This is a genomic window from Thalassobacillus pellis (assembly GCF_016908295.1).
Taxonomy (GTDB): Bacteria; Bacillota; Bacilli; order Bacillales; family Halobacillaceae; genus Thalassobacillus; species Thalassobacillus pellis.
In genome coordinates this window covers 201,554-214,605 of the sequence record NZ_JAFBDO010000005.1, presented here as the reverse complement: position 1 = coordinate 214,605, position 13,052 = coordinate 201,554, and the positions used below count along the sequence as shown (strand labels likewise).

Annotated in this window: 14 protein-coding genes, 1 pseudogene and 1 other annotated feature; of the genes and pseudogenes, 2 read left to right on the top strand and 13 right to left on the bottom strand. The window is 41.5% G+C overall.

All coding sequences use genetic code 11. From position 1 onward, the window contains the following. Positions 1 to 23 precede the first annotated feature (23 nt). The 9 genes from JOC33_RS16055 to JOC33_RS16015 form a co-directional block, all read right to left on the bottom strand. Complete coding sequence (locus tag JOC33_RS16055) at positions 24 to 341, bottom strand: thioredoxin family protein (RefSeq protein ID WP_205093552.1); 318 nt, start codon at positions 339 to 341, stop codon at positions 24 to 26. Positions 342 to 360: 19 nt separating this feature from the next. After that, positions 361 to 1,176 (bottom strand): DUF368 domain-containing protein, encoded by an 816-nt coding sequence (locus tag JOC33_RS16050; RefSeq protein WP_205093551.1) that lies wholly within the window; start codon positions 1,174 to 1,176, stop codon positions 361 to 363. Between the two features lie 448 nt (positions 1,177 to 1,624). Continuing rightward, positions 1,625 to 2,944, bottom strand: coding sequence for a DUF2254 domain-containing protein (locus JOC33_RS16045; RefSeq protein ID WP_205093550.1), 1,320 nt, complete (start codon positions 2,942 to 2,944; stop codon positions 1,625 to 1,627). A 79-nt stretch (positions 2,945 to 3,023) separates the two neighbouring features. Next, positions 3,024 to 4,010 (bottom strand): NAD-dependent epimerase/dehydratase family protein, encoded by a 987-nt coding sequence (locus JOC33_RS16040; RefSeq protein ID WP_205093549.1) that lies wholly within the window; start codon positions 4,008 to 4,010, stop codon positions 3,024 to 3,026. Next, positions 4,007 to 4,570: a GNAT family N-acetyltransferase gene (locus tag JOC33_RS16035; RefSeq protein WP_205093548.1), complete on the bottom strand. Its 564-nt coding sequence runs from the start codon at positions 4,568 to 4,570 to the stop codon at positions 4,007 to 4,009. The genes JOC33_RS16040 and JOC33_RS16035 overlap by 4 nt, the downstream gene beginning before the upstream one ends. 11 nt (positions 4,571 to 4,581) lie before the next feature. Beyond that, positions 4,582 to 5,148 (bottom strand): nucleotidyltransferase domain-containing protein, encoded by a 567-nt coding sequence (locus JOC33_RS16030; protein ID WP_239534250.1) that lies wholly within the window; start codon positions 5,146 to 5,148, stop codon positions 4,582 to 4,584. Then, the gene (locus tag JOC33_RS16025) at positions 5,141 to 6,079 is read right to left on the bottom strand and encodes an aminoglycoside phosphotransferase family protein (protein ID WP_205093547.1); all 939 of its coding nucleotides are present in this window, start codon (positions 6,077 to 6,079) and stop codon (positions 5,141 to 5,143) included. Before JOC33_RS16025 ends, JOC33_RS16030 begins: the two co-directional genes overlap by 8 nt. 167 nt (positions 6,080 to 6,246) lie before the next feature. Then, a complete protein-coding gene (locus tag JOC33_RS16020) occupies positions 6,247 to 7,149 on the bottom strand; it encodes a DMT family transporter (protein WP_338054539.1) in 903 nt (300 codons plus the stop codon). 37 nt (positions 7,150 to 7,186) lie between these two features. Next, positions 7,187 to 7,738 carry a bifunctional transcriptional activator/DNA repair enzyme AdaA gene (locus JOC33_RS16015; protein ID WP_205093546.1) on the bottom strand — a complete coding sequence of 184 codons (552 nt, stop codon included), beginning with the start codon at positions 7,736 to 7,738 and terminating at the stop codon, positions 7,187 to 7,189. 129 nt (positions 7,739 to 7,867) lie between these two features. Between JOC33_RS16015 and JOC33_RS16010 the strand changes: the two genes are divergently transcribed. Then, entirely contained in the window at positions 7,868 to 8,329 is a 462-nt protein-coding gene (locus JOC33_RS16010; protein WP_239534249.1) for a methylated-DNA--[protein]-cysteine S-methyltransferase, read from the top strand. A 55-nt stretch (positions 8,330 to 8,384) separates the two neighbouring features. Here the strand turns inward: JOC33_RS16010 and JOC33_RS16005 are convergent, their stop codons facing one another. From JOC33_RS16005 to JOC33_RS15990, 4 genes and pseudogenes are all read right to left on the bottom strand, one after another. Continuing rightward, positions 8,385 to 9,059 (bottom strand): TraR/DksA C4-type zinc finger protein, encoded by a 675-nt coding sequence (locus JOC33_RS16005; protein ID WP_205093545.1) that lies wholly within the window; start codon positions 9,057 to 9,059, stop codon positions 8,385 to 8,387. Positions 9,060 to 9,135: 76 nt separating this feature from the next. After that, positions 9,136 to 10,131 carry a tryptophan--tRNA ligase gene (locus JOC33_RS16000; RefSeq protein WP_205093544.1) on the bottom strand — a complete coding sequence of 332 codons (996 nt, stop codon included), beginning with the start codon at positions 10,129 to 10,131 and terminating at the stop codon, positions 9,136 to 9,138. 108 nt (positions 10,132 to 10,239) lie between these two features. Beyond that, positions 10,240 to 10,470, bottom strand: a binding site (T-box leader). Positions 10,471 to 10,528: 58 nt separating this feature from the next. Then, the gene (locus JOC33_RS15995; protein WP_205093543.1) at positions 10,529 to 11,140 is read right to left on the bottom strand and encodes a metal-dependent hydrolase; all 612 of its coding nucleotides are present in this window, start codon (positions 11,138 to 11,140) and stop codon (positions 10,529 to 10,531) included. A gap of 202 nt (positions 11,141 to 11,342) precedes the next feature. Next, a pseudogene (locus tag JOC33_RS15990) lies at positions 11,343 to 11,450 on the bottom strand (gamma-glutamyltransferase); the annotation flags it as partial. Positions 11,451 to 11,648: 198 nt separating this feature from the next. On the opposite strand from JOC33_RS15990, the gene JOC33_RS15985 reads away from it, so the two are divergent. Further along, complete coding sequence (locus JOC33_RS15985; protein ID WP_338054544.1) at positions 11,649 to 12,917, top strand: helix-turn-helix domain-containing protein; 1,269 nt, start codon at positions 11,649 to 11,651, stop codon at positions 12,915 to 12,917. The last annotated feature ends 135 nt before the right edge of the window (positions 12,918 to 13,052 follow it).

Sequence of the window (13,052 nt, the reverse complement as noted above, 5' to 3'; positions counted from 1 at the left end):
CATTTGAAAATTCCTATCTCAGATTATAGACTTGATTGCAAAAATTCCTGTACTTCTTCAGGCGTCTTTGCATTTGCGCTGTGAAGGTGTGCCTGCTTTTCCCCGTTTTGGAAAATCAGAATACTTGGAATGCCCATAACTTCGTACTTGCTGCCGATATCAGGAAGCACGTCGCGATTGACATTATACCAGGGATAATTTTGATATTCTTCTAAAATATCACCGATGAACATATCCATCCGTTTACAATCCGGACACCAGTCTGCCTCAAATTTAATAATGACAGGCTGGTCACCTGCAATAATATTATTGAATGCTTCTTCTGTTTTAATTTGTTCCATTATAAAAAACCCCTTCCATTTACTTGTATTCTACTCTCCCGAGCAAATATGCTGCAAAAAGACCGCTCGCAAAAGTCAAGAGACTGGCGGTTATTAACCCAGAAGTTGCTGGGACTCCTGGAAAAATCACAAAAACAGACCCGATTACCAGCCCAATAATCAATCCGAAGGTCCCGGAGGTATAATTCTCCAGGAAAAATTTGATGATTTTACTCATCACAACTATCCCGATAAGAATTCCAGCACCTACAACTGCAATAATATCGAGTTGCAGGTTAGAAATAGCACCTATGATAGTGGAGTACATTCCTATGATTAACAGAATGAAAGAGCCACTGATTCCAGGAAGAATCATCGCACTACTGGCGAGCCAGCCTGAAAAGAATAACAGAACATAGGTGGAAGCTGTCAGGTGACTAATTGGTTCTGTTTCACCTGTTTGGAAAAAAGCCATTGAAGCAACGATGATAGCGCCAATCACCAGTAATAGATAATGCTGTAACCGGAATTTCTTTTTCATGTCTGCTTTGTTGAACAAATAAGGCAGCACCCCGATGATCAGGCCTAAAAAGAAGAATTTTGTCGGTCCCGGATAATGATGAAACAACCATTCAATCAACCTGCTCAGAAGGAGTATGGCCGTTCCCACCCCTAATAGCAATGGAATTAAAAATCCAAGCTGCTCCTTCCATTTCCTCGAAAAGACTCCATTGATAGCTTCAATCAAGCGATCATATATCCCGAGCACAACAGCTATCGTTCCACCACTGACCCCTGGAATCACGTCACTTGCCCCCATCAGCATACCACGGTAAATATTTTTCCACTCTAGCATTCTGCCAATCTCCTTTTCTAACACAAACTTGACATGTAGTACATTTTAACAAAAAAATACGGTAAAGATAATTTTATTGCCTAAATGGAAACATAGTTAAATTGATTGCTGAGAAATACATATCCCACTATAGTTCTGGAACGTTGATATGATGTAATTAGAAAAACTCGCATTCACTCGTTCTACCACAAATGTGTTAGTTTTTCTTATACTTAGTTCTTTAAAATACGTGAAAAGCTTCTTTGCATAATTTTTAAACATTATTCATGTATAAAAAAGAGCAACCAAGCGTTCTCTTTTAAATGCAAAGGACCAGCACTACTATCTCATGCTGGTCTAGCTTGAGGGGCTGACAACACCAACCAGGAAATACAAGGCATGACAATTTGAGAGCCTGATACTATTGCAAAGAAAGGGCTAAACTTTCCTCATACACAGAAAACAGTATTCACAAATCTTTATGACAGGCCGCAGCTAATTTTTCCACGATTTGTTTGTAATAGTTATAATCCAATTCATCCATTTCGTCCTCATCAATCGCATTCATCATATACTTCCCGAATTTCCAAACATCCTCCTTGACGCTCTTATCATTGACTGCTGATATCCGGTGCAATGCATCAAGCACCCCATTCATGACAGATATATCATGTTTTCCATAAATTCGAATTTGATAAAAGCTTTTATAGAGATACTCCTGGTAATGTTTCGGTTCCATTATTAATCGAAGGTTTTCCTCTTCATCGCCATAGTAACGGATCACTTCATACTTGCTACCAAGCTCTGCAAGCAGGGAACCGATCCTGTTAATACAATTCACAGCAGTATGAGGGTCGTTAATGGAAGGGGAAATTGCTTTTACGGCTATCTCCACAAGCTTTTGAATCGAAAATTCGATATCCTGGAGATCTGTCCGCTCATTTCCAACCAGCAGAAATGGATGAGATTCCTCTGGTGATAATTCAGCTGTTTTGTCTGCTTGTGGCCAATATTTGAATAACGGCATACCTTTCTGGACGTAATCCCCGATAAAAAACTGTGCCTCTAATAACAAATCATTTGCTTTAGTCCAATCCACAAGCCCGGATATATTTATATTCTGTACATACCCTGACTTTTCTGCATAAATATACTTTACTTCCCCCATGGTTAATGCTTCGATATCATCTTTCTCCCAATCCCTTGCATGGATATATTGCTTTTTAGTGAAATTTTGCCTGATAGTATCTGAAGCGTTTTTTCTGATTTCCCCTATCAGGTTGTTCACCTGGACAAATCTGGAGGAATGATGAATGAACAGGATAAAAAATGCCAGACAGACAATCGAGACAATGACTGTAAAAAACGGACTTGCGAGTGCCTTTTTCTTGTCCTCTGTCAAAAGAATCAAGTTCAGCAATGCAAAAATAAAACCAAAAGAATAGACTCCTAAAACATGCTGGGTGACCCTGCTTTTCATGAAATTCTGAAGAGTTCGTGGAGAAAATTGGGTCGTATAGGTTGTTAGAACAACCATAATCGTTGAAAAACTGATTGTAGTCATTGTCAGAATCGCTGTAATTAGTGCCCCATATAATGTTTTTGCAATGTCCTGATTGGTAAGAAATATGTCAGGAATCGCTTTTTCAATCATTGGCAACAGCGTATAATCGGCGACAGTCACGACTGTTACTGCGATAATGGAAATCAAACTATAGATTGTTGGCAGAAACCAAAAGCTGTCACGGATATTTACTTTCGCTTTTTGAGAGTGTGCAGATGCATTCATGCTAGTCAACTCATTTCCTTAAGGGTATAGCGAGCTATTACCTGCTAGTCTGCCATTGAAACTGGTGAATTATCCCACCTTAAGGATGAAGTACGGTCAAGACCTCTTTTTCTTTCGCTTCTGACAATCCCGCTTTATTTACAATCCGATTAGTAGCCTTCACCCAAATGCAGGTATCTTCGATTGTTTCCTTCATGGGGCGGAACCGTAAGCCTTTATCTATTGCCCTCCGGTTATTAACGAGAAAATAACCATGCGGATTCTTTTCACTTACAGGAATCCATAATGGTATATCGGTGAATGGCTGAATACCTTTCTCCAATAATAATTTTTCTTCTACGTATACCGGTTTCGCTGGATTGCTGCTGGAGGTTTGCAGCTGCTCAACTAGATTTGCCATGGTAACTTCGTGTTCATAACCTGCTGCATTATAGACACCGGTTTCTTTCGCTTCTGCCATTTTCATTGTCCAAGAGGCAAGGTCACGAGCATCAATCCATTGTAATTCCTGGTTTGGAATATTTGGAAGCACAGCTTTCCCACCTTTATTAAAACGATCGACCCAGTATGTGAACCTATCTGTAGGATCATGAGGACCAACGATGATCCCCGGACGGATGATCAATGTTTTTTCAGGCAGAATCTCATTCAGCTTTTGCTCACAAGCTGCTTTCAACGGACCGTATGTTTCCCCATTTATCTCTTCCGTTTCTTTTTTCAAGGAACCTGGCGGGTATTTCTCATCGAGATATTTTTCTTTAAAATCCCGGTACACAGAAATCGTGGAAATGAACACATAATGATCGACAGCATCTTTTAACAATCTGCCAGATTGCTCGACGATACGGGGAACATACCCGGTAGTATCAATCACCACATCCCATTTTCTTCCCTCTAAGCTTGTCAATCCACCTTCCCGGTCTCCTTGCAGCTTTTCAACATTCGGAAAAAGCTCCTGATTCGTTTTTCCCCGATTGAAAAGTGTCACTTCGTGGCCTTTGTCAAGTGCCGCTTCCACTAAATGACGTCCCACAAACACCGTACCGCCTAAAATAAGAACCTTCACTTATACTCCCCCTCAGGGCTTAATAACCCATAATAGTGTTCATCAAAGTAACGTTCCCTGAAATAAAAACGCTCCCGCATGCACCCTTCATACGTAAATCCAAGCTTCAAAAGCAGTTGTTTAGATGGCGTATTGTCCCCATCCACTATTCCTTCTATCCTGTGTAACTTGAGGCTTTGAAAGCCATGGGCAAGGATGGTGCGAAGCGCTTCTGACATATATCCCTTCCGCCATTCGGCAGGGTGACATTCATATCCGACTTCTGCCCTTTTTCTTTGTTCATCGAAGCGGTGGAATCCACAGGTGCCGATACACTTTCCTGTCTCCTTGTTTACCAGGGTCCACCGGATAGCTTTGCCTGTCTGGTGATTTTCCTTGATAATGTTGATTAATTTATTCGTCTCAGCTATATCCTCATGTGGCAGCATGCCATAGTACTCCATCGCATTTTTATCATTAAAAATTTCAAATAACCGTTTTGCATCACCAATTTCGACTTCTCGAAGCAGCAGGCGGTCCGTCTCAAATTCCGGAAACGGATAAAAGCTTGGGTCATTCATTCCTCCACCTCCTATAACAGCAGTTTTTCCAGCCACAAATGTTCCGGTTCGCTTTGAATCAACGCCTGTTTCAGCCATTCCTTTTGACGCTCACTTAAATACGGGAAAACCGCTTCAAAATCCAGTTCGTCTTTCGGATGAGTAACCTTGGCTTTATATAACAAGACAATTTCCGGATTCAAATAGGGAATCCCCTGTTCCGAATGCAGATGCATGTGCGTCAATGGAAAACGAATGATGGGCTCTCGTCGGTAAACCCAATGCTCCCCCTCTTTTTCATTCAACAGTATTTCTAGCTGTTCATTGTTATTGGAAGCATGGATTTCATGTATAGGAAGCTCCAGATATTTCGACGTATTCCAGGGCTTTAGCAGTTTATCTTCAATAATATTGATATTCCAGCCTTTTAAACAGTGCAGGAGCTCATCCTGGTCGCCACGAAAAATGGCCACCTCAATATCCTCATGGTCCCGGGTTTCTTCTCCTATGTGCAAATCGATTGCCCATCCTCCCGCAATAAACCACTTCCCACGGAAGGCAGCCATTCTTCTGGCTGCTTCCTGGCATGCTTCAAACATGATTTCCACTCCTTTCCCCTACATAGCTGCTATACCATTTTGGACAATAGAAACGAAAGTTATCATGACCCCTTAGGATGGTCTTCAAACGATGAAAGCTATGTTCAATCAGAGCAGGGGTCATACGATTAGCCCAGACGATATCAGCTGAAAACACCATGGCTGCATAAAGCGCGTAATAATTCCAGAATACTTCCGGAGGATCCCCTCCGAAATAACCGTGAATCTGTCCAACGGAAAATGGAACACTGACATTTCTTGAAAACAGTGCCATTTTATAAAATTCATGATAGGGATCTTCCCAATCAAAACGTTCAAAATCGATGACAGCCTCCAAACCTTTATCAGAAACCATCAGATTCGATGGGTGAAAATCACCATGGTTGAACACAAGAGGCCGATTTTCAAGAAGATGCTTGTGCTCCATAATAAAACTGTTAACCATGTTTAGATCAATTGGAATATTCTTCACTTCTTTAAGTGCCCTTAAATACCTTTGATATTTTCCGTAACGGTAATCCATCCAAGTATGGGAAGGGGAATCTAACGAAATTGAATGAATCTTCGCGAGCGCCTTTCCTGCTTCGACTCCAATTTCGTATTGATAGGTTTCCGGCAGACAAGGAAGTTTCTCTTCCCCATCAGTCCCTTCAATAAAGGAAAATACTTGGACGCATTTGGCATGTGTTTCTATTATATATACTTCTATTGGAGCAGGGACTGCCACTCCCCTTTCGATAAAACGCTCCATGAAATGAAATTCTTCTTTCTTTTTTTCCGCCGAATCGATGCCGCCAATTTTAATAAAATAACAAGTTCCATCCTGAAGTTTCACTTTGTACTTTTTATTGGATGAAAAACCCTTGTTCACTGGAAGTAATTCCTCAATTGGCTGATGAAATAACGGGCTTACCATACTTATAGCATCCATGTCGGCCCCCCTCGATCAGAATTAATTACTCTCGTATTTAAATTCTGTTCGCCAAAGAGCTTATCCTTCAATCAAAAAATAAATTTTTATAAAAAGGCATACGTAAAAACACCACAAAGAGTAATTAACTTCTTCGTGGTGCTTCGCTTTTTGAATAGCCCTTTTTCTTACCCGGTCCTTTGATGCAGCAATGAGTCAGGCTGCCTTTTCGGTTTTCTTGTGGCAAGGTAGACACCCAGAAAAATGATCAGTAGTCCGATAATCAAATTCTTTGTAATGGCATCCCCTAATAACAAATGTCCCCAAACCATCGCGGTCACAGGAATAAGATACGTGACCGATGTGGCAAATTCAGCGCTTCTTTTTGTAGTCATATAATAAAACAACAGATGAGCAATTCCCGATCCAAAACAACCTAGACCGATTAGCGAGATCAGGAATGACGGCTCCAGGAATGCCGCTGCCTCGATGGGTTCCGTAAACATCATACCGATACCGCCGACCACTCCTCCTACCAGAAGTGAAAAGGCAGTAATCAGTAAAACCCCTGCCTCCCTCAAGTTCTTTTTCGTATACTGGGAAGCAAAGCCATAACAGATGGTTGCCAGCACCATCGTACCTACCCCAATGAAATTTTCTCCTGCCAATTGGGCAACATTGAAATCCATCAGAATCATGATCCCGATAAATCCAAGAATGATCCCTAGCCATTGCCTTCCTTTTAGCGAGACGGCAAATACCAAATAGCCGATCAGCCCCGTGCAAATCGGCGTCAGGGCATTCAACACAGCTGCGGTGCTGCTATTAATCTCTGTTTCACTTAAAGAAATGAGTCCCCAGGGCAGTCCTGCGTTGAAAATCCCTACTATAATCAGTGATTTCCATGGAATCGGCCGAACTATACTTTTCCTTTTCATCCATAAGAACGGGAGCAGAATCATTACACCTGCAAGACAGCGTAAAAACACCGTTCCCCACACTCCTGCAGGTTCTACCATTAATTTTATGAAAACGAACGACAGTCCCCAGATGAGACTGAGTCCAATTAGAGCGGCATATAACTTCATCATTTCCTCCACTTTTAAAAATTGTAATTTTTATGAGTCGTTAAGAGCTTATTTCCTTAGAACGGAAATCCCTTGGCGCTGCACCGACTGCTTTTTGGAATACTGTTGAAAAGTGTGCTGAATTTTTAAACCCAACCTTCAAGGCAATTTCCGTTATTGTCCAGTCTGTTTCCTTTATCATTTTCCTGGCAGCATCCATGCGTATCTTTTGTAAAAATTCGTTCGGAGTCATATGTATATGATCACGAAACACGCGATGCAGATAATACCTGTCAACAAAAAGTCTTTCGCTAAGATCCTCCAGTCTCCATGATTTATCATATTCGGAAGTCATAATATCTATAGCTTTATCCACCAGTTCCCTTCCTGGTGACCAGCCGGACCTTCTGTCTGGACGGCAACGCTTGCACGGACGGAACCCTTCTTCAACTGGCTGCTGGCTATCATAGTATATGTTGACATTAATCCGATTTGGGAGCTTAGATTTGCATGAAGGATGACAAAAAACGCCAGTGGTCCTGACCGCATAATAAAACAATCCATCAAACCTCTTATCACATTCGACAATTGCATTCCAGTAACGGTCTTCCAAAGTGATCATCTCCTTGGAAACATCTTATCACAAATTGCTGTAATGAAAGCTGGGTGAGAATTACAAACCAATATTTGAAAAGGCATTTGTTAAAGAGACGTTTATACTGGAAATAAGGAGGCTGAATATATGAGGGTATACATGGGACAGCTTGATACACCTGTCGGGATCCTTGAAGTACGTGGAACAGAAAAAGGCATTTGCTCGGCGCAATTCGTAAATCAGAGAACCACAGGGACCACTAACCATATAATAAAAGACTGTCTGGAACAGCTAGAGGATTATTTTCACAAGAGGAGAAAAATATTTACAGTACCGCTTTCCTTACAAGGAACAGATTTTCAACAGCATATCTGGAAAGGTATCATGGCCATTCCATACGGGAAAACAATCACTTATGCCGACCTCGCTGCACTAACGGGAAATGCAGGTGCGGCCAGGGCAGCAGGCACAGCAATTGGACGAAACCCATTGGCCATACTAATTCCTTGTCACAGGGCAGTAGGAAAAAGCGGGAAAATCACCGGTTTTGCCTGGGGTATCTGGAGAAAAGAATGGCTGTTGAAACACGAAAAAAAGGAGCCGGCCTGAACCTGCTCCTTTACACGTTGAGTGTTCTTAGCAGTGTCTTTGTTTTTTGCAGAATTCATTCTTCTTCTTCGATATTATCCTGTTCCTGCATATATTGGTCATATTGTACATTCCGCTGAAATTGGACTGCTTCATCACCGACATAGCCCTCAATTCCAGTTGAAGCAAATTGTTCATACGTTTCTACATATCCGCTCCCGTCATGGTTGTCGATTAAGGAAGAGCCCTCGTAAGTCATGCTGCTTTCGTTGAAGGAAGCCACCTGATGATAGGTATTTTGTTCATTATACTCTGTTTCTTCTCCACCTGTATAATATTCCTCTTCTGTGGAGCGAAGTACGTCTTCCTCGACGGGACTGTCATGGGATGCACTCTGATTAGGGGAGGCTTCCACTACAGTTCGGGCTGTCGGCAAAGCTTCGAGGCGATCCATCGGAATCTCCTTACCCGTCACTTCGCAGGTGCCATACGTACCTTCGGCCATTTGCTTTAAGGAATATTCAATATCAGTCAATTCCTCTTCCATATGTTCATTTAAAGCAATATCTTTTTCACGTTCATACAGTTCTGTCCCCGAATCCGCCGGGTGATTATCATATTGGGACAACTCCCCCGATGAAGTATCGCTCGCAAAACCACGGTTTAATCCGAAGTGGTCGTTCTGTTCGAGTTCCTCCTCGATTTCCCGTTTCCGCTCCTCTAATTGTTTTTTTAAGTGTTGATATTTCATATTCATTCTTCCTTCCATTAACGGTAGTGGGTTTAGTTTTACCAGTAAGTCCTCTTTTACCCAACGGGAATGGAAATTATGTTAAACCTATTTTGCGATAAACCTCCTCCATCATCAAATTTGCAACCGGCTGTACTTTTTCTTTCCCTTTTGTAAGCAGGCGATCGATTATTACTTTGTCTTTAAGCAGGGTATGAAATTCCTTTCGCGGCCCGCTCAGTTCACGGTTCATAACCATAAACAGCTCTTGCTTCACTGTTCCATACCCAATTCCACTTGCAAAAGCTTCACTCATCTGTTTCGTTTCAACCTTGGTCGCAAATGCCCTGTATAATTCAAACAAGGTCGATCCTTTCGTGTCTTTAGGTTCGTCAGGCGCGGTTGAATCCGTCCGAATTCGCTTTATCCGTTTTTCCAATTCTTTTTCTTCGGTAAAAATCGGGATCGTGTTCCCATAGCTTTTGCTCATTTTCCTGCCATCCGTACCAGGGATAACCGCCGTATCCTCAGCAATGACAGCCTCCGGAAGCTTGAAAGTATAGCCGTAATTTCTGTTGAAAGATTGTGCGATATCCCTTGCCATCTCAATATGCTGAATATTATCTTTGCCCACCGGAACGTCGTCAGACTGGAACATCAATATGTCCGCAGCCATCATAATCGGATAATTGAACAACCCCATGTTGACGCCGTCATCCTCCTCTTTTCCATCTGCCTGATTTTCTGCCACCTTGGCTTTATAAGCATGAGCACGGTTCATCAGCCCTTTACTTGTAGCTGCACTGAGAACCCATTGAAGCTGAACCAGCTCGGGTATATCCGACTGTCGGTAAAATAAAGACTCCTCCGTGTCCAGGCCTAAAGCAAGCCAGGTTGCAGCCACCTCATACGTCAATTGTTTCAGTTCAGCCCTTTTGTAAATGGAATTCAGCGCATGTAAGTCAGCGATGAAATAAAAACATTCCCTGCTATTATTTTTAGACAGGTCAATTGCCGGTTTGATAGCGCCGATATAGTTACCGATATGTGGTGTTCCAGTCGGCTTTACTCCGGTAATGGTCCTCCGCTTCATTGCTCTCACTCCTCCCCAAACATTTTTTAATATGACACTGCCGCCGAGTTGTGAAAGGTGCTGCTTTCACTATAAAGCTTGAAATACAAAAAAAGCCCCCGCCCTAGAAATAAGGACGAGAACTCCCGTGGTGCCACCTAAATTCGCATATGCATGCGCACTTTTCCACAGCTGTCACTATGGACTTCCTTGTATCGGTAGAAAATCCGTCATCCCTACTAAAATTTCAGGATGAACGCTCCGGAGTCCATTCAATGTCAGCCTTTGTTGATTTTCACCAGCCATCAACTCTCTGCTTAGAAGGTTCTCCCACCTACTATTCTCCGTCATCGCGCAAATTATTTAATTGAAAAAATGATATCCTGTATTTTCCAATAAGTCAATAGTTTTTTGCCTATTAAGTGGTCTTTAAAATAAGGACCCAAACATTGTAGACGACAAGTACTGTTACGATGATTTTTTCGATATTGGATCCTGTCCGGAATGTAAACAGAAACCGAAAATATTTTTTTGATATTGGATAAAAAAGGGGGATCCCCCTTTTAGTTAAATAATCTCCTGCCAGATGGGAGACTGCCCCTGCCAATAGTCCGTAGAGAAAAAACCATGGGACTCCAAGAAATTGTACAATGATTTGGCAGTAACCCCAAAGAACGATTAGGAAAAGGAAAGAATGTGTCATTTTCCGGTGGCCTTGGATCATAACAAATACAGGAATCATCATCCAAACAAAAATTTTCATCTCATCCCGATATGTATTCAGCACCTCTGGAAAAAAGAGATAAGCGAGCAGGATCAGCAGAAATACCAGCACCAGTCCCCGCCAGAATTTATTTCCAAGGCGTGATCTCGGTGTATCGATATCCGGAAGCAGCGATCCAAACAAAACAAATACAAAAAACAGGATAACATCCATTGTATCGCCAGGCGCTATGCTGAAATTTTGCAGCATCGTTATCGTAATCATTCCAAATGTAAAACCCATAACCTGATGTCCAGTTGCAAGCATGATGATCTAACCTCTTTTGTTGATAATTTTCTTGGTTCAGGGCATATCGCCCGCTATGTAAGCACATATGTTTTCTACATTGTATATGCTCTCTCATGTTATCCTAAATAAAGTCCGCCGTAAACAAGGGATAACAGGATGACGAACGCCGGATGGACGTTCATCTTTTCTATCAGCAGAAAGCTTGTCCCTTAAGAATTTACAGGCCGGCCTTGGCTGCGAGCGGCTGCGATGTCGCTACCATTCCTTTCGTTCCGTATACAGTATATCGCCGCGATGGATATGGATGATCCAAAGTATCGAAATTCATTAAAATTCCTCCTATTTCTATACGAATTTACAAATTTTAATTATATATCTAACAATATTCTAATAATTATATGTTCTCAAATTTTTCCACCTATTTTAGCGGAATGGAAGAGGTTTCCATTGTTTCGTTCTATTTTTGTCGAAAAAAACACATCCTGCTATTCCTATGCTATAATTTTGAAAAAACCTAAAGGGGGAAATCATCATAAAGGGCCTGCTTATCAAGCAACAAAGGATCATGCAGCAGATGACTCAGGAGGATCTTGCGTATGGTATTTGTTCTGTTTCCTATTTGAGTAAGATAGAACATGAATCCATTAAGCCCAGCGATGAGATCTACGACTTGCTCGGGAAACGGCTTGGTCTGGAGTTAAGCTCACTTAACGATACTTTTGACAATGTTATTTATGAACGCTTGCATAGCTGGCACGATTCAATCAAGAGGAAAGATTTTACCACCATGAAAGACATCTATCAATCAGTCACAGAATCACTTCGTTACAATTTCCATATTGATTTGAACAACCTTTATATGATTTTCGAATTCAGGTATGCCTTCACTCTAAACATTCTCTCTAATCCTCAGGAAACCTTGATCATACTTCATAACATGGCAGAAACGTCCAACCTCGAATTTAAATACTACTACCACAAAATATTAGGAATCTACCATTTAAGTGAGCATGAACTGGATAAAGCACTAGATGAACTGAAACTGGCGAAGGCTACTATCATTGATTTGCCGATAGATGATAGCGAGTTGTATTATCACATCGCACTCGTCTACAGCAAGCTCGGTAATTTTGCTGAATCGATAATCTATGCTCAAAAAGCATTGGATATGTATCAAACTACCCTGAACTATACAAAAGTAATTGAGTGCTGCATGTTGATTGCCATCAACTACAATCTGCTTCATGTTTACGAAATCGCAGAAGAATACTTCCACAAAATTCTCCATTCCGCAAACGGGTATTTGACGAATGTGATTAAGGCCAGAGTTTATCATAATCTCGGTTATATCTGCATAAACAATAATCAGTACAGTGAAGCGTCCGATTACTTAGAAACCGCACTTGCACTGAAGGAGCAGGAAAACATTAATGCTACAAATACATTGTATCTACTCGCGCTCCACTCAAAATCCCAGGATGAACTGGCTAAAGCCAAAGAATTCTCTGAAATGGGCTATATCATGGCCACAAAGTACGATGACAAGAAATATATGTATAAACACATGATGCTGCTTAATCAAATAGAAGGGACCCATACGGAAGAAGCCTTCATCCAGCTGCTGACGGAGGAAATCATCCCTTACTTTGATCAAGTGAATGAAACGGCCGAGCGAAGTGACGCTTTAAAGCTATTGGGTGCTATTCATTTTGATAACAAAAAGTATAAACTTGCCGCCCAATACTTTAAAATAGCATCCCAAAACAATTTCAAGGGGAAGGGGGTCATCGTATGAAAAAGCTGCTGCTTATCATTGGCGTATTATTTATGTTTGCTGCAGGGAATTCGTATGCCGATGTTGCAGGTAATGATTCAGACTATCCAGACTGGCACATCCAATCTTAAATATAGAACAGACATATTCCCCTTA

What these genes read in the sequence shown, in the direction of transcription:
- JOC33_RS16055 (WP_205093552.1), bottom strand. Translation starts at nt 341, where the DNA reads ATGGAACAAATTAAAACAGAAGAAGCATTCAATAATATTATTGCAGGT.
- JOC33_RS16050 (WP_205093551.1), bottom strand. Translation starts at nt 1,176, where the DNA reads ATGCTAGAGTGGAAAAATATTTACCGTGGTATGCTGATGGGGGCAAGT.
- JOC33_RS16045 (WP_205093550.1), bottom strand. Translation starts at nt 2,944, where the DNA reads ATGAATGCATCTGCACACTCTCAAAAAGCGAAAGTAAATATCCGTGAC.
- JOC33_RS16035 (WP_205093548.1), bottom strand. Translation starts at nt 4,570, where the DNA reads ATGAATGACCCAAGCTTTTATCCGTTTCCGGAATTTGAGACGGACCGC.
- JOC33_RS16030 (WP_239534250.1), bottom strand. Translation starts at nt 5,148, where the DNA reads ATGTTTGAAGCATGCCAGGAAGCAGCCAGAAGAATGGCTGCCTTCCGT.
- JOC33_RS16025 (WP_205093547.1), bottom strand. Translation starts at nt 6,079, where the DNA reads ATGGATGCTATAAGTATGGTAAGCCCGTTATTTCATCAGCCAATTGAG.
- JOC33_RS16020 (WP_338054539.1), bottom strand. Translation starts at nt 7,149, where the DNA reads ATGATGAAGTTATATGCCGCTCTAATTGGACTCAGTCTCATCTGGGGA.
- JOC33_RS16010 (WP_239534249.1), top strand. Translation starts at nt 7,868, where the DNA reads ATGAGGGTATACATGGGACAGCTTGATACACCTGTCGGGATCCTTGAA.
- JOC33_RS16005 (WP_205093545.1), bottom strand. Translation starts at nt 9,059, where the DNA reads ATGAAATATCAACACTTAAAAAAACAATTAGAGGAGCGGAAACGGGAA.
- JOC33_RS16000 (WP_205093544.1), bottom strand. Translation starts at nt 10,131, where the DNA reads ATGAAGCGGAGGACCATTACCGGAGTAAAGCCGACTGGAACACCACAT.
- JOC33_RS15995 (WP_205093543.1), bottom strand. Translation starts at nt 11,140, where the DNA reads ATGCTTGCAACTGGACATCAGGTTATGGGTTTTACATTTGGAATGATT.